Annotated in this window: 15 protein-coding genes; 10 read left to right on the top strand and 5 right to left on the bottom strand. The window is 69.1% G+C overall.

From position 1 onward, the window contains the following. Positions 1–59: 59 nt before the first annotated feature. Entirely contained in the window at positions 60–833 is a 774-nt protein-coding gene (locus AC07VM_RS14895; RefSeq protein WP_105670086.1) for a hypothetical protein, read from the bottom strand. 176 nt (positions 834–1,009) lie between these two features. Here AC07VM_RS14895 and AC07VM_RS14890 point away from each other — a divergent pair, with 176 nt between their 5' ends. From AC07VM_RS14890 to AC07VM_RS14880, 3 genes are read left to right on the top strand one after another with little or no spacing between them, the layout of a single operon-like run. Next, complete coding sequence (locus tag AC07VM_RS14890; RefSeq protein WP_494911974.1) at positions 1,010–3,013, top strand: DUF262 domain-containing protein; 2,004 nt, start codon at positions 1,010–1,012, stop codon at positions 3,011–3,013. Further along, positions 3,010–4,263, top strand: a complete 1,254-nt coding sequence (locus tag AC07VM_RS14885; protein WP_416383310.1) for an alpha/beta fold hydrolase — start codon at positions 3,010–3,012, stop codon at positions 4,261–4,263. Before AC07VM_RS14890 ends, AC07VM_RS14885 begins: the two co-directional genes overlap by 4 nt. Positions 4,264–4,318: 55 nt before the next feature. After that, on the top strand, positions 4,319–4,600 hold the full coding sequence (locus AC07VM_RS14880) for a hypothetical protein (RefSeq protein WP_494911973.1): 282 nt from the start codon (positions 4,319–4,321) through the stop codon (positions 4,598–4,600). A gap of 69 nt (positions 4,601–4,669) precedes the next feature. Here AC07VM_RS14880 and AC07VM_RS14875 read toward each other — a convergent pair whose 3' ends face one another. From AC07VM_RS14875 to glgA, 3 genes are all read right to left on the bottom strand, one after another. Then, positions 4,670–4,927, bottom strand: coding sequence for a type B 50S ribosomal protein L31 (locus tag AC07VM_RS14875; protein WP_021200734.1), 258 nt, complete (start codon positions 4,925–4,927; stop codon positions 4,670–4,672). A 110-nt stretch (positions 4,928–5,037) separates the two neighbouring features. Further along, positions 5,038–5,823, bottom strand: coding sequence for an ABC transporter ATP-binding protein (locus AC07VM_RS14870; protein WP_494911972.1), 786 nt, complete (start codon positions 5,821–5,823; stop codon positions 5,038–5,040). A gap of 17 nt (positions 5,824–5,840) precedes the next feature. Further along, positions 5,841–7,025, bottom strand: a complete 1,185-nt coding sequence (glgA, locus tag AC07VM_RS14865) for a glycogen synthase (RefSeq protein WP_494911971.1) — start codon at positions 7,023–7,025, stop codon at positions 5,841–5,843. Between the two features lie 46 nt (positions 7,026–7,071). Here glgA and AC07VM_RS14860 point away from each other — a divergent pair, with 46 nt between their 5' ends. Genes AC07VM_RS14860 through AC07VM_RS14850 form a run of 3 tightly spaced genes read left to right on the top strand, consistent with a single transcriptional unit; the run spans position 7,072 to position 9,737 of the window. Beyond that, positions 7,072–8,313 carry a glucose-1-phosphate adenylyltransferase gene (locus tag AC07VM_RS14860; protein WP_267414879.1) on the top strand — a complete coding sequence of 414 codons (1,242 nt, stop codon included), beginning with the start codon at positions 7,072–7,074 and terminating at the stop codon, positions 8,311–8,313. Positions 8,314–8,363: 50 nt separating this feature from the next. Then, entirely contained in the window at positions 8,364–8,999 is a 636-nt protein-coding gene (gene serB / locus AC07VM_RS14855) for a phosphoserine phosphatase SerB (protein ID WP_494911970.1), read from the top strand. Positions 9,000–9,041: 42 nt separating this feature from the next. Beyond that, positions 9,042–9,737 (top strand): alpha/beta fold hydrolase, encoded by a 696-nt coding sequence (locus AC07VM_RS14850; protein ID WP_494911968.1) that lies wholly within the window; start codon positions 9,042–9,044, stop codon positions 9,735–9,737. A gap of 15 nt (positions 9,738–9,752) precedes the next feature. On the opposite strand, the gene AC07VM_RS14845 is transcribed toward AC07VM_RS14850, so the two are convergent. Continuing rightward, entirely contained in the window at positions 9,753–10,463 is a 711-nt protein-coding gene (locus AC07VM_RS14845; protein ID WP_267414885.1) for a beta-ketoacyl-ACP reductase, read from the bottom strand. Between the two features lie 139 nt (positions 10,464–10,602). On the opposite strand from AC07VM_RS14845, the gene AC07VM_RS14840 reads away from it, so the two are divergent. Genes AC07VM_RS14840 through AC07VM_RS14825 form a run of 4 tightly spaced genes read left to right on the top strand, consistent with a single transcriptional unit; the run spans position 10,603 to position 12,617 of the window. After that, positions 10,603–11,214 carry a DUF4190 domain-containing protein gene (locus AC07VM_RS14840; protein ID WP_494911967.1) on the top strand — a complete coding sequence of 204 codons (612 nt, stop codon included), beginning with the start codon at positions 10,603–10,605 and terminating at the stop codon, positions 11,212–11,214. Positions 11,215–11,269: 55 nt separating this feature from the next. Then, entirely contained in the window at positions 11,270–11,617 is a 348-nt protein-coding gene (locus AC07VM_RS14835) for a DUF3099 domain-containing protein (protein WP_267414890.1), read from the top strand. Then, positions 11,614–11,808, top strand: coding sequence for a hypothetical protein (locus tag AC07VM_RS14830; protein ID WP_267414891.1), 195 nt, complete (start codon positions 11,614–11,616; stop codon positions 11,806–11,808). The genes AC07VM_RS14835 and AC07VM_RS14830 overlap by 4 nt, the downstream gene beginning before the upstream one ends. Continuing rightward, a complete protein-coding gene (locus tag AC07VM_RS14825) occupies positions 11,805–12,617 on the top strand; it encodes an SURF1 family cytochrome oxidase biogenesis protein (protein ID WP_494911965.1) in 813 nt (270 codons plus the stop codon). The genes AC07VM_RS14830 and AC07VM_RS14825 overlap by 4 nt, the downstream gene beginning before the upstream one ends. The last annotated feature ends 8 nt before the right edge of the window (positions 12,618–12,625 follow it).

Raw genomic sequence — 12,625 nt, 5'->3', positions numbered from 1 at the left:
GGCCCCGGTCACGGGGACCGGGGCCTTCGGACCGGAATCGGTCCTGAGTCTGACGAGGGTCAGGCCTCGCTCATGGCCTGCTTGACCTGCTGGCCCTTCGCGGCGTAGTACGCGGCGCGAGCGGCGTCCTTGCGAGCCTGCTCGGCGTAGCCGAACTCGAGCGTCTCCTGGTCGACCTCGTAGTTGGGGACGTCGTCCGTGCCGTTGTACTTCTCGATGTAGGCGTCGAGCTCGGGGCCCGAGGTCCACGACGTGATGAGGCAGTAGCGCGGCTCGGTGCCGTTGTGCGTGGCGGCGTGCCACAGGCGCTGGGTGTCGACGATGAGCTGCGCGCCGGCCGGAAGGGCGATGCGGTACTCGATGCTCGGGTCGGTGCGGTTCTCGCGCAGGACGAAGTAGCTGTCCTTGTCATCCGTCAGGTTGAAGAAGCCGCGGACCACCCAGCCGGTGCCGTCCGGGTTCAGGCGGTTGTTGTCGTCCTGGTGGAGGTTGTAGAGGCAGTCGCCGTACGGGGTCGGCTGCAGCTCGATCACGCGGCAGCGGCCGACGTTGGCACCCGGCTCCTGCGCGCGACGCGTCAGGTTCGGGGCCTTCTCGGTCTGCGAGTCGATCCAGACGCCGTCCTTGTCGGTGCGCGGCGGCTTGTGGTTCCAGAAGCCGTTGCACTCGATGTCACCGAAGGCGCTGGCGAGCGGAGCGAAACGGGTGTCACCCGACGACTTCCAGTCGTTGTACTCGATGTCGAGCCATTCCTTGGGGTCGAGCTCCTGGTTGTAGCTGTCGAGGACGACGAATCCCTTTTCCTCGAGGGCAGCGGACTTGATGTAACCCATGATCGAGTCATGTTCCTTTCATCGGGGGCCAGCACGTTTTAACAGGCCCTGATAAGGCAAGCCTAACAGCGAAGCCCGCGAGCCCTCCGGAGGTCGGCCGTGCATAACCGAATAGACTGGACCGGGCGCCAGGCGAACCCTCGGCACCCGTCGCTACGGGAGGACGAGACACCAGGATGAGCACCGCGACCAACGTCGAGGCGACAGCAGTCAACACGATCGAGTGGCTCGCGGCGGGGACCACCACCATCGTCGTCCCCGTGTATCAGCGGCAGTACCGGTGGGACATCGGCGGCTGCGAACGCCTCCTCTCCGACATCCGCGCCGTCGCCCGCGAGGACGAGGCGCACCGGCACTTCATCGGGTCGATCCTCTCCGCCGAGGACGGCGTGTCGAACGATGCCGACCTGATCCTCATCGACGGCCAGCAGCGCATCACGACGCTGATGCTCCTCGTCGCCGCCCTGCATCACGCCGTCCGTGACACCGATCCCTCCTTGGCCGCGGCTCTCGAGCGGGTCCTCGTGCGCTCGGATGACCCCGGACGCACCAAGCTGCGCCCGCACGACGCGTGGGCCGACCTGTACGAGTCCGTCGTGCTCGACCGACGCGACGACGCCGACCGCGAGTCGCGCTTCGACGACAACTACGCGTTCTTCCGCAGTCAGATCCACGTCGACGAGGTCCCGCTCATCTGGCGGGGGCTGCAGAAGCTCGAGCACGTGTCGATCACCCTCGGCGCCCAGGCGAACGCGCAGCAGATCTTCGAGAGCCTGAACTCGACCGGTGAGCCGCTGCGCGACCACGAGCTCATCCACAACTACATCCTGATGGGCCTGAGCCACGCGGAGCAGGTCGACGTGGAGGCGCGCTTCTGGGTACCCATCGAGCGCCACACCGGCGAGGCGATCGGCGCCTTCTGGCGGCACTACCTCGTCCGCGTCACCGGCCGCGAGGTGGCGGCGAACGGCGAGCACGGCGTCTACAGCGCGTTCCGGCAGTCGTTCCCGCGCGTCGACGTCGCGCACCTGCAGGCGGACGCCGAGGAGTGGCGGCACTTCGCCGAGATCTACGGCATCCTCCTCGACCCGTCGAAGGAGAGCGATCCGGAGATCGCACGACAGCTGCGCCATGTGAACACCTTCGGCCGCTCGTCGTACCCGCTCGTCATGAGCGCCTACAGCGATCACGTCCGCGGTGTCATCGATCGCTCCGAGCTCATCGAGACCCTGGAGTGGCTCCAGGCGCTGTACCTCCGCCGCGCCCTGGTGAACCTGCCGGCCGAACGCCTCGTCGCCCGCCTCTGCCGAGCACGCCGCGACGGCCGTGACGCGCTCGCCCGCGCCTTCGCGCGCATCACTCCGTCCGACGAGCGCGTGAGCGCGGTGCTGAAGTACAGCGAGCTCCCCCACCCCGCCTACGTGCTCGGTCGCCTCGAGGGCGTGGACGACCTCGACGCGTTCGACATCGAGCACATCGTCCCGACCGTCCCCGGCGACACCTGGTCGGGCGACGGCGAGCGAGCGTGGATCGAGTACTCCGAAGACGAGCAGAACAGCCACCGGGCACTCGCCCCGACCCTCGGCAACCTGACCCTGCTGGAGCAGCCCCTGACCGAGCGGGTGTTCGGTGCATCGTTCCCCGCGAAGCGGGCCGAGGCGTATGCGCGCAGCTCCGTGCCGGCGACGCGGGAGCTCGCGGAGGTCGGTGTGTGGAACACGGCGGCGATCACACGGCGCACGGTCGCGCTGACGTCCGATCTGATCCGGATCTGGGCCCGACCCGCGCTGCCCGAGATCGACGACGACGGCCTCACGCCCATCCTCGATGCGGTGCGGCGCCGTGGCTGGCCGACGGGGTGGGAGCGCGAGTTCGACTACGTCGAGTACCGCGGTGAGCGCTGGGAGGTCCCCGACGTGAAGTACCTGTTCAACCGGGTCTTCCGTCGAGCCTGGACCGACACGAGGGACGCCGCGCTGGCCTACTGCGCCGCCCACGGCGGTCCGATCTACCAGGACATGGCCTGGAAGGGACAGTGGGATGAGCTCGACGAAGACCACTTCCTCTACATGGGCTGGGACTCCAACTACATGATGACCGCTGTGCAGGGTGTGCTCGAGGAGTCGGGCATCGCCTCGGAGGTCTTCGTCAAGTACTCCTACATCGGAAATGTGATGTGAACATGAGCACCGTCATCCGTCAGCTGCTGGACCTCACCGTCGAGGAGCACACGCTCACCGTCCCCCTGGTCTGGGGAGACCCCACCGACCACCGCACGATCGACATCTTCGCGCGCGTCGTCTCCCGGGAAGGCGGTGAGAACCTCCCCTACCTGGTGTTCCTGCAGGGCGGGCCCGGCCACGAGGCCCCGCGCCCGTTCCACTCGTCGACCTCGCCGGCCTGGCTCGACGAGGCGCTCGCCCACCACCGTCTGGTCCTCCTCGATCAGCGCGGCACGGGACTCTCCACCCCGGTCGGCGACCACGATCTCGAGCGCGGCGCCGCCGCTGTCGCCGAACACCTCACCCACCTCCGCGCGGATGCGATCGTGCGGGACTGCGAGGCGATGCGCGAGCACCTCGGCGCCACCACCTGGAGCGTGCTGGGGCAGTCGTTCGGCGGCTTCACCACGCTGGCGTACCTCTCGACGGATGCCGCTTCCCTCGACGACGTGTTCATCACCGGCGGTCTCAGCGCCGTCGGACGACACCCCGACGATGTCTATGCGCTCTGCTACGACAAGATGCGCACGGCCTCGGAGCGCTACTACCGCCGCTTCCCGGAGCACCGCGATGCCATGCGCCGCCTCGTCGACGCGGCCGACGCCGGCGACATCGTCCTCCCCGACGGCGAGGTCGTCTCCCGGTCGCGGCTGCGGTCGATGGGCTCCGCGCTCGGCACCGATGACGGCTGGCAGACGGTCTGGTCGCTGCTGGAGCGGGATCCCTCCTCCAACGCGTTCCGGTACGACCTGATGCATGCGATGCCGTACGACGGCCGCAACCCTCTCTACTTCGCATTCCACGAGTCCAGCTACGCCGACGGGCACGCCACCCGCTGGTCCGCCGAGCGCACCGAGCCCGCCGACTTCCGCGAGGATCCCACGCTCTTCACGGGCGAGCACGTGCGCCGCGACTGGGCGGAGACCGTGCCGGCCTTCCAGCCGTGGCGCGAGGTCGCCCTCGAGCTCGCGGAGTTCGAGTGGCCGAGCATCTACGACGCCGGAGCGATCGCCGCCTCCGAGGCCACCGGAGCCGCCGCCGTCTACGTCGACGACGTGTACGTGCCCATGGAGTTCTCCCTCGAGACCGCGCGCCTGCTGCCCGGCGTGAAGCTCTGGGTGACGAGCGAGCACGAGCACAACGGACTGCGCAGCGGACCGGTGCTCTCGCGTCTGATCGACCTCGCCCAGGGCCGCCGCGTCCGCTGACGTCTCCTCCCGTGGGAGGATGCCGACGCGAGACCCACCGCCTACCCTGGAGAACATGGACGAGGGGCTGGGCGTGATCGTGTCGGTCGGCGTGCTCCTGCTCCTGGCCGCCGCGGTGATCCTGCTGATCGCGTTCGGGTTCTCGAGAATGCCGATCGAGAAGAAGTTCGAGAGTGGCGGCGGCGGCCTCGGCGGCGCGTTCGAGGCCGTCTGGTCGCCGACCGCGCACGAGGCCGGGATCGAACGCGACCGTCAGACGCAGCGGACCGCCCCGGCGCCGTCTCCCGGCGATCCGCCCGACACGATCGATGACGGTCGCATCAGGCTCGACGTCTGAGCGCACGGTCGGACGACACGAAGAAGGCCCCACGCTCCGAGGAGCATGGGGCCTTCGTCTTGGCAGTCGTTACTTGGACGAGCCGCCGAAGCCCTTGAAGCGCTGGTTGAACTTCTCGACGCGACCGGCCGAGTCCATGATGCGCTGCTTGCCCGTGTAGAACGGGTGCGATGCCGAGGAGATCTCGACGTCGATCACCGGGTACTCCACGCCGTCCAGCTCGATGGTCTTGTCGCTGGAGACGGTCGAACGGGTGAGGAACGTCTCTCCCGAGCCGAGGTCGCGGAACACGACTGCCTTGTACTCGGGGTGAATGTCAGTCTTCATGGGATTCCTTAGTTGCTGCCCTGGATTGTGCCAGGGACGAGGGAAGTCTGCGGTGCAGAGAGCACCAAGGGTCGATTCTATCAGTAGTTCAGCGAGCGCAGAAACCTGGTTCAGGCGGCCGCGCGGGCGGCGTAGCGGCCGCCGTCGCTGCTGAGCACGATCGGCATCCCGAACGCCTCGGTCAGCGCCTCCGCCGTGAGGGTCTCCGCGATCGGGCCTGCGGCGACGACCCGGCCCTCACGGAGCAGCATCACGTGGGTGAATCCGACCGGGATCTCCTCGACGTGGTGCGTGACCATCAGCATGGCCGGCGTCGTGGGCGAGGATGCGTAGCCGCTCAGGAGTGCGAGCAGCTCTTCCCGGGAGCCGAGGTCGAGCGAAGCCGTGGGCTCGTCGAGCAGCAGCAGCTCCGGGTCGGTCATCACGGCACGGGCGATCTGCACGCGCTTCTGCTCGCCGTCGCTGAGCGTGCCGAACGTGCGGTCGGCCAGGTGGTCCAGGCGCCAGTCGCCGAGCACTCGAAGGGCGCGACGCTCGTCGATGTCCTCGTAGTTCTCGTTCCAGCGGCCGAGCACGGAGTACGCCGCGGTGAGCACCGTGTTGAGGACCGTCTCGTCGCGCGGGACGCGCTTGGCCATGGCCGACGACGCGAAGCCGATACGCGGCCGGACCTCGAACACGTCGGTCCGCCCCAGGGTCTCCCCCAGCACGGTGACCGTGCCCGAGGTGGGGTGCATGAGGGTGTCGGCCAGCTGCAGCAGCGTGGTCTTGCCCGCACCGTTCGGGCCGAGGATCACCCATCGCTGATCGTCGTCGACCTCCCAGGTCACGTGATCGATGATGTTGCGCCCCTCACGGCGCACGACGACGTCGGTGAATTCCAGAGCGCTCGGCATGGCTCCAGCCTATCGGCTCAGGCGGTCAGCTCCGCGTAGAGCGCGCGCGTCGTCTCGGCGATCGCCGCCCAGCTGAAGTCGTCGCGCGCACGTTCCCGTCCGGCCTCGCCGTACACACGCGCCCGCTCGGGATCCATCGCCACCTCGGTGAGCACCGCGGCCAGATCGGCCACGTAGCGCTCCGGATCGACGGGCGTGCCGGTGCCGTCCTGCAGCTGCTCGATCGGCACGAGCCGCCCGGTGACACCGTCGGCGACGACCTCGGGGATCCCGCCCGTCGCGGTTCCCACGACGGCGGCGCCGCAGGCCATCGCCTCGAGGTTGACGATCCCCAGCGGCTCGTACACCGACGGGCACACGAACGTCGTCGCCGCGGTGAGGATCGCCGACAGCTCGTCGCGCGGGAGCATCCGCTCGATCCAGATGACGCCGTCGCGGCTCTCCTGCAGCAGTCGGACCCCTTCCTGCACCTCCGCCATGATCTCCGGAGTGTCCGGCGCCCCCGCGCACAGCACGAGCTGCACCTCGGGCGGCAGGAGACGGGCGGCCTGGAGCAGATACGGCAGCCCCTTCTGCCTCGTGATGCGGCCGACGAACACGACCGACGGCCGGGCGGGGTCCATCCCGATCGACTGCAGGAACGCCGCATCCTGCACGGGACGCCACCGCTCGACGTCGATGCCGTTGTGGATCACGCGCACCTTCGCGGGATCGACCTGGGGGTAGCTGCGCAGGATGTCCGCGCGCATCCCCGCACTCACGGCGATCACCGCGGCGGCGTTCTCGTAGGCGAGCCGCTCGATGCCGCTGGAGATCGCGTACCCGCCGCCGAGCTGCTCGGCCTTCCACGGGCGCAGCGGCTCGAGGCTGTGCGCGGTCAGCACGTGCGGGATCCCGTGCAGCTGCGCGGCGAGATGCCCGGCGAAGTTCGCGTACCAGGTGTGGCTGTGCACGAGATCGGCATCCGCGATCGCCGAGACGATCTCCAGATCGGTGCCGAGGGTCTGCAGCGCAGCGTTCGCACCGGCGAGTTCCGAGGGCGTCCGGTACGCGAACGTCCCCGACTCCTCACGCGGTGAGCCGAACGCGCGGACCCGCACATCGACGTGCTCGCGGAGTGCGGCGACGAGTTCCGCGACATGCACGCCGGCACCGCCGTAGACCTCGGGCGGGTACTCCTTCGTGATCATTTCGACTCGCATGTCTGAACGCTAGTACAGCGGCCGCGAACGCATCTATGGTGGAGCCATGTCCGCTCCAAAGAAGGTCTTCGGGATCATCCTCGCCGGCGGCGAGGGCAAGCGACTCATGCCTCTCACCGCGGATCGCGCGAAACCCGCAGTGCCCTTCGGCGGACAGTACCGATTGATCGACTTCGCGATCTCGAACCTCATCAACTCGGGCCTGCGACAGATCGTGGTGCTCACGCAGTACAAGTCGCACAGCCTCGACCGCCACATCTCGCAGACCTGGCGCATGTCCGCCCTGCTCGACTCCTACGTGGCCTCCGTCCCCGCGCAGCAGCGCCTCGGAAAGCGCTGGTTCTCCGGCTCGGCCGACGCGATCCTGCAGAGCATGAACCTCATCAACGACGAGAAGCCCGACATCGTCGTCGTCATCGGCGCGGATCACGTCTACCGCATGGACTTCCGCCAGATGCTCGAGGCGCACATCGAGTCCGGGGCGAAGGCCACGATCGCCGGCATCCGTCAGCCGCTCGCCCTCGCGTCGCAGTTCGGGGTGATCGACGCGGATGCCGAGTCGGGACGCATCCGGCAGTTCCTGGAGAAGCCGACCGACATCGCCGGCCTCGAGGACTCCCCCCACGAGGTGCTCGCCTCCATGGGCAACTACATCTTCGACGCCGACGCACTGATCGCCGCGGTCGAGGCCGACGGCGAGTCCCCCACCTCCGGGCATGACATGGGCGGCGACATCGTCCCGTACTTCGTCGACAGGGGCGAGGCCGGCTACTACGACATGAAGCAGAACGAGGTACCCGGCTCCTCGCCGCGCGACCGTTCCTACTGGCGCGACGTCGGAACCATCGACTCGTTCTTCGACGCCCACCGCGACCTGATCTCCACCCTGCCCGTGTTCAACCTGTACAACATGGAGTGGCCGATCCACTCGCAGGCGGTCAATTCCCCGCCCGCGAAGTTCGTCCGCGACTCGGTGGGCCGGATCGGGAACGCGATCGACTCCATCGTGTCGCTTGGCTCCGTGCTCTCGGGCACACACCTGGAGCGCAGCGTGGTCGGACCGTGGACGCTCGCCGGAGGCGGCTCGACCATCACGGACTCGGTCGTGTTCGACCATGTGCACGTGGGGCAGGGAGCACGCGTGCACCGCGCCATCCTCGACAAGAACGTCGTGCTGGCCGACGGCGCGACCGTGGGAGTCGACCGCGAACGCGACCTCGCCCGCGGGTTCACCGTGACGGAGTCCGGGATCACGGTCGTCGGCAAGGGCGTCTTCATCGAGCGCTGAGGCCGTCATGCGGCACGGCGGAGTCGTGGACGATCGCTAGGCTCGAACACGTGACCACCGCGCGATTCCTCGTCGTCCTCGATGCCGATTCCACCCTCATCCGCAACGAGGTGATCGAGCTGCTCGCCGACGAGGCCGGTCGTCGCGCGGAGGTGCAGGCCGCCACCGAGGCCGCGATGCGCGGCGAGATCGACTTCTCCGCGAGCCTGCGCTCCCGGGTCGCCGCCCTCGAGGGTGTGCCCGTCTCGGCGTTCGAGCGGGTCCTCGCGCGGATCGAGCCGACGCCCGGAGTGCGCGAGCTGACGGCGGCCGTCCACGAGCGCGGCGGTGTCGTCGGCGTCGTCTCCGGCGGCTTCCACGAGATCCTCGACAGCGTCGCGCCAGGCCTCGGCGTCGATCGCTGGCGGGCGAACCGTCTGGAGATCGTCGACGGCGTGCTCTCCGGCCGCGTGGACGGCGACATCGTCGACGGTGCCGCGAAGGCCACATCGCTGCAGGAGTGGGCGGCCGAGCTCGGCGTCACGCCGCACGCCACGATCGCGATCGGCGACGGCGCGAACGACCTGCCGATGATGGCCGTCGCCGGACTCGGACTCGCCTTCAACGCCAAGCCTGCGGTGCGGGACGCCGCGAGCCTGGTGATCGGCCCGCAGAACCTCTCCGAAGTCATCGCACTGCTGCCCTAGGCACCCCTGGAGAATGTCCGCGCCCGCCACTAGCGTCGGCTCATGGACATCATCCTCATCCCCGGTCTCTGGCTCGACGCCTCCAGCTGGGACGACGTCGTTCCAGCGCTCGAGCAGGCCGGTCATCGCGTGCACCCGCTCACCATGCCGGGCCTCGGCGAACCCGCGGCGGTCTCCGGCGACATCGGCATCGCCGACTGGGTCGCCGCCGCCGTCGCCGCGGTCGACGCGGTGGACGGAGACGTCGTGGTCGTCGGTCACAGCGGCGGCGGCAACGTCGCCTGGGGCGTCGCCGATGCCCGGCCGGACCGGGTGAGCCGCGTCATCTTCGTCGACACGGTGCCGCCGCCGTCCGGGAACGGGATCAGCGAGTTCGAGATCGTCGACGGCGTGGTGCCCTTCCCCGGCTGGGACTTCTTCCCCGACGAGGATGTCAGCGACCTCGACGAGGCGACGCGAGCCCGCACGGCGCCGCTCACGCACAGCGTGCCCGCGCGCGTGCCGACGGACGGCATCGCCCTCGGGGATCCGGCTCGGCACCGGGTGCCCGCGACGCTGCTGATGGGCGGTCTCGACCAGGCGGCGTTCGAGGGCATGATCGACCAGTGGGGGCCCTACGCCGACGAGTTCCACGCGATCGAGGACGCGGAGGTCGTCCGGGTCGGATCCGGCCACTGGCCGCAGTTCTCCGTCCCGCAGCGGCTCGGCGAGCTCCTGAACGCGGCCATCTCGCGCTGAGCCGTCACCTCGGGGTCAGTGCCCCATCCCGAGACCGCCGTCGACGGGGATGACCGCGCCGGAGATGTAGCCGGCATCGTCGCCCGCGAGCCAGGTGACGACCCCGGCGACCTCGTCCGGAGTCGCGAACCGTCCGGCGGGGATGTTCGCCTTGTACTGCTTCTGCGTCTCCTCGGGGAGCTCGGAGGTCATGTCGGTCTCGATGAACCCCGGCGCGACGACGTTCGCGGTGATGCCGCGGCCGCCGAGCTCACGGGTGAGCGAACGGGCGAAGCCGACGAGAGCGCTCTTCGACGCGGAGTAGTTGACCTGGCCGGCGGAGCCGTAGAGACCGACGACGCTGGAGATGAGGATCACGCGGCCGAAGCGTGCGCGCAGCATGCCCTTCGAGGCGCGCTTGACGACGCGGAACGTGCCGCCCAGGTTCGTGGCGACCACACTGTCGAAGTCGTCCTCGCTCATGCGCAGGAGGAGCGTGTCCTTCGTGATGCCGGCGTTCGCGACGACGATCTCGACCGGGCCGAGCTGCTGCTCCACCTCGGTGAACGCGGCGTCGAGAGCGGCCGCATCCGTCACATCCGCGCGGACCGTCAGCGTGCCCTCCGGGCCCTCGCCGCTGCGGGCGGTGACGGCGACGCGATAGCCGTCCCGCACGAAGCGCTCCGCGATCGCGCGACCGATGCCGCGATTGCCGCCGGTGACGAGGACGACGCGCTGAGCGCTCATGAGGACTCCTGATCTGGATCGGTGGTCCGGGGTTCCGAGCCGTCATAGATCCTACCGAGGAAGCCCTCGGGCCTCGTCCGACCGGGGTTTGACAGACCCGGACCGTGCTGGGACTCTGATCGTGACGAAAGGCTTCCGTGTGAGCGACAACCGCACCCCCTCTTCCGGCGACGAGCTGTCGTTCACCCCGCCGCCGGCAGCGCCTGCCGCGGCACCGGTGCTTCCGGCCCAGCCGGTGCGGCCCGCACTGCAGCCGACACCGCAGCCCACGCAGGGCTACCCCGGCGCCGTGCCCGTCTACGCACCGCCGCCCGCTCCCGCCTACGGCGTCCAGCCCGTCGCGCCGCCCCAGCCCGGCTATGCCCCGCCGCCCGCGCAGCCCGGCTACGGCACGGCCCCCGCGCATCCCGGCTACGCCGCTCCGTCCGGCTACGCCGCTCCCGGATATACGGTGGCGGCTCCGCGACCGACCAGCGGGCTCGCCATCACGTCGCTGGTCTGCGGCATCGCGGGAATCGTCCTCTTCTGGGCCATCGTCCCGGTTCTCGCGTCCATCGCCGCCGTGATCACCGGTCACATGGCCCTCGGGCAGACCAAGCGCGATCCGGCGATCGGAGGGCGAGGGCTGGCCATCACCGGCCTGATCCTCGGCTACGTGATGGTCGGCATCGCCGCCTTCACCGTGATCAGCACGATCATCAGCTTCCTGTTCGTCGGCGTGTTCACGCTGCCGTTCATCTTCTCCCGCTGAGACGGCACCGAACAGGCACGCCGGGCGGCCCGCACCGGCGTAGGCTTGAGGCATCGTGAAGAACGCGCGTGAAATCCCGGCCGTCACCTCACTGCCGCAGTCTCCGCGGGATGAGGCTGACCATCGTGTGCGCCGATACGCGCTGACGATGACGATCCGCATCGTGTGCTTCGCCCTCATGGTCCTCGTGCAGCCGTACGGGTGGTACACCTGGGTCTTCGGGATCTCGGCAGCGGTGCTGCCCTACATCGCCGTGGTCTTCGCGAACGCGGGCAGCGACAGCACCGAGACCGCTGCCGAATCTCCTGTGCGGGAACTCGACGCCCCGCGCCCCGCACCGATCGAGTCCGACGCGACGACACCCCAGGTGTTCACGATCCACGAAGGCCCGAAGGAACGATGACAGACCTCGAATGCTCGCGCGCCGGCTGCCGGAGCGCGGCGACCAGGCAGGTGGTCTGGCGCAACCCCCGCATCCACGCCGCCGACCGCGAGAAGATCTGGCTGGCGTGCGATGAGCACGTCGGCTTCCTCCGCGACTACCTGGCCGCGCGGGACTTCCCGGTGACCGTCCGCGACGGAATTCCCGCATGAGTCGACGGTTGACCCGGTGGGGCGTGTATGTGCTCATCGCGATCGGCTTCGCGGTCGCGTGCGTCTTCCTGTCGCACTGGCAGTTCGAGCGGAACGAGTCGCGCGCCGCGCAGATCGAGCTCGTCGAGCAGAACTACGACGCGAAGCCGGTGCCCCTCGCCGACCTCATCGGCGCCGACGGTGCTCTCGACCCCTCCGACGAGTGGCGTCCGGTGACCCTGCGGGGCGAATACCTGGCCGACCAGCAGCTGCTGGTGAGGAACCGTCCGCACGGTGGGACGAGCGCCTTCGAGGTGCTGGTGCCGTTCCGCGACGCGGACGGCCGCATCTTCATCGTCGATCGCGGCTGGGTGCCGCCGGGCGAGGGAGACGCACCGGACTCGGTGCCGGCACCGCCGGCGGGCGAAGCCGAGGTCACCGTGCGTCTTCGCCCGGGTGAGCAGCTCCCGGCTTCGGGCCGTGGCGCACCCGAGGGTCAGGTGCCGACCATCAACCTGCCCTCCATCGCAGAGCTCGTCGACGGCGACGTGATCACCGGAGCCTACGGCCGTGTGATCAGCGAGGAGCCCGCAGGCGAAGGGACGCTGGGCGGATTCGACTCCCCCACCGACGATCCGGGGCCGCACCTGTCGTATGCGATCCAATGGATCCTCTTCGCCCTGATGGGCTTCATCTTCATCGGGTACATCATCCGGACGGAGATCGTGAAGCACCGCGAAGAAGTCGAGGGCATGCCGGCTCCGGTCAGGAAATCGCGTCGCAAGGACCACGACGCCGACGTCGAGGACGAGCTGCTCGACGTGCGATGAGCCTCAGC

This window comes from Microbacterium sp. GW821-FHT01D02, from assembly GCF_059422585.1.
The sequence above is the reverse complement of the archived record's forward strand: the minus strand, read 5'-3'. Positions and strand labels throughout refer to the sequence as shown.

Bases quoted from the DNA above. Each gene is read 5' to 3' on its own strand.
- AC07VM_RS14875 (WP_021200734.1), bottom strand. From the start codon at position 4,927: ATGAAGACTGACATTCACCCCGAGTACAAGGCAGTCGTGTTCCGCGAC.
- glgA (WP_494911971.1), bottom strand. From the start codon at position 7,025: ATGCGAGTCGAAATGATCACGAAGGAGTACCCGCCCGAGGTCTACGGC.
- AC07VM_RS14890 (WP_494911974.1), top strand. From the start codon at position 1,010: ATGAGCACCGCGACCAACGTCGAGGCGACAGCAGTCAACACGATCGAG.
- AC07VM_RS14895 (WP_105670086.1), bottom strand. From the start codon at position 833: ATGGGTTACATCAAGTCCGCTGCCCTCGAGGAAAAGGGATTCGTCGTC.
- AC07VM_RS14880 (WP_494911973.1), top strand. From the start codon at position 4,319: ATGGACGAGGGGCTGGGCGTGATCGTGTCGGTCGGCGTGCTCCTGCTC.
- AC07VM_RS14825 (WP_494911965.1), top strand. From the start codon at position 11,805: ATGAGTCGACGGTTGACCCGGTGGGGCGTGTATGTGCTCATCGCGATC.
- AC07VM_RS14830 (WP_267414891.1), top strand. From the start codon at position 11,614: ATGACAGACCTCGAATGCTCGCGCGCCGGCTGCCGGAGCGCGGCGACC.
- AC07VM_RS14845 (WP_267414885.1), bottom strand. From the start codon at position 10,463: ATGAGCGCTCAGCGCGTCGTCCTCGTCACCGGCGGCAATCGCGGCATC.
- AC07VM_RS14860 (WP_267414879.1), top strand. From the start codon at position 7,072: ATGTCCGCTCCAAAGAAGGTCTTCGGGATCATCCTCGCCGGCGGCGAG.
- AC07VM_RS14870 (WP_494911972.1), bottom strand. From the start codon at position 5,823: ATGCCGAGCGCTCTGGAATTCACCGACGTCGTCGTGCGCCGTGAGGGG.
- AC07VM_RS14850 (WP_494911968.1), top strand. From the start codon at position 9,042: ATGGACATCATCCTCATCCCCGGTCTCTGGCTCGACGCCTCCAGCTGG.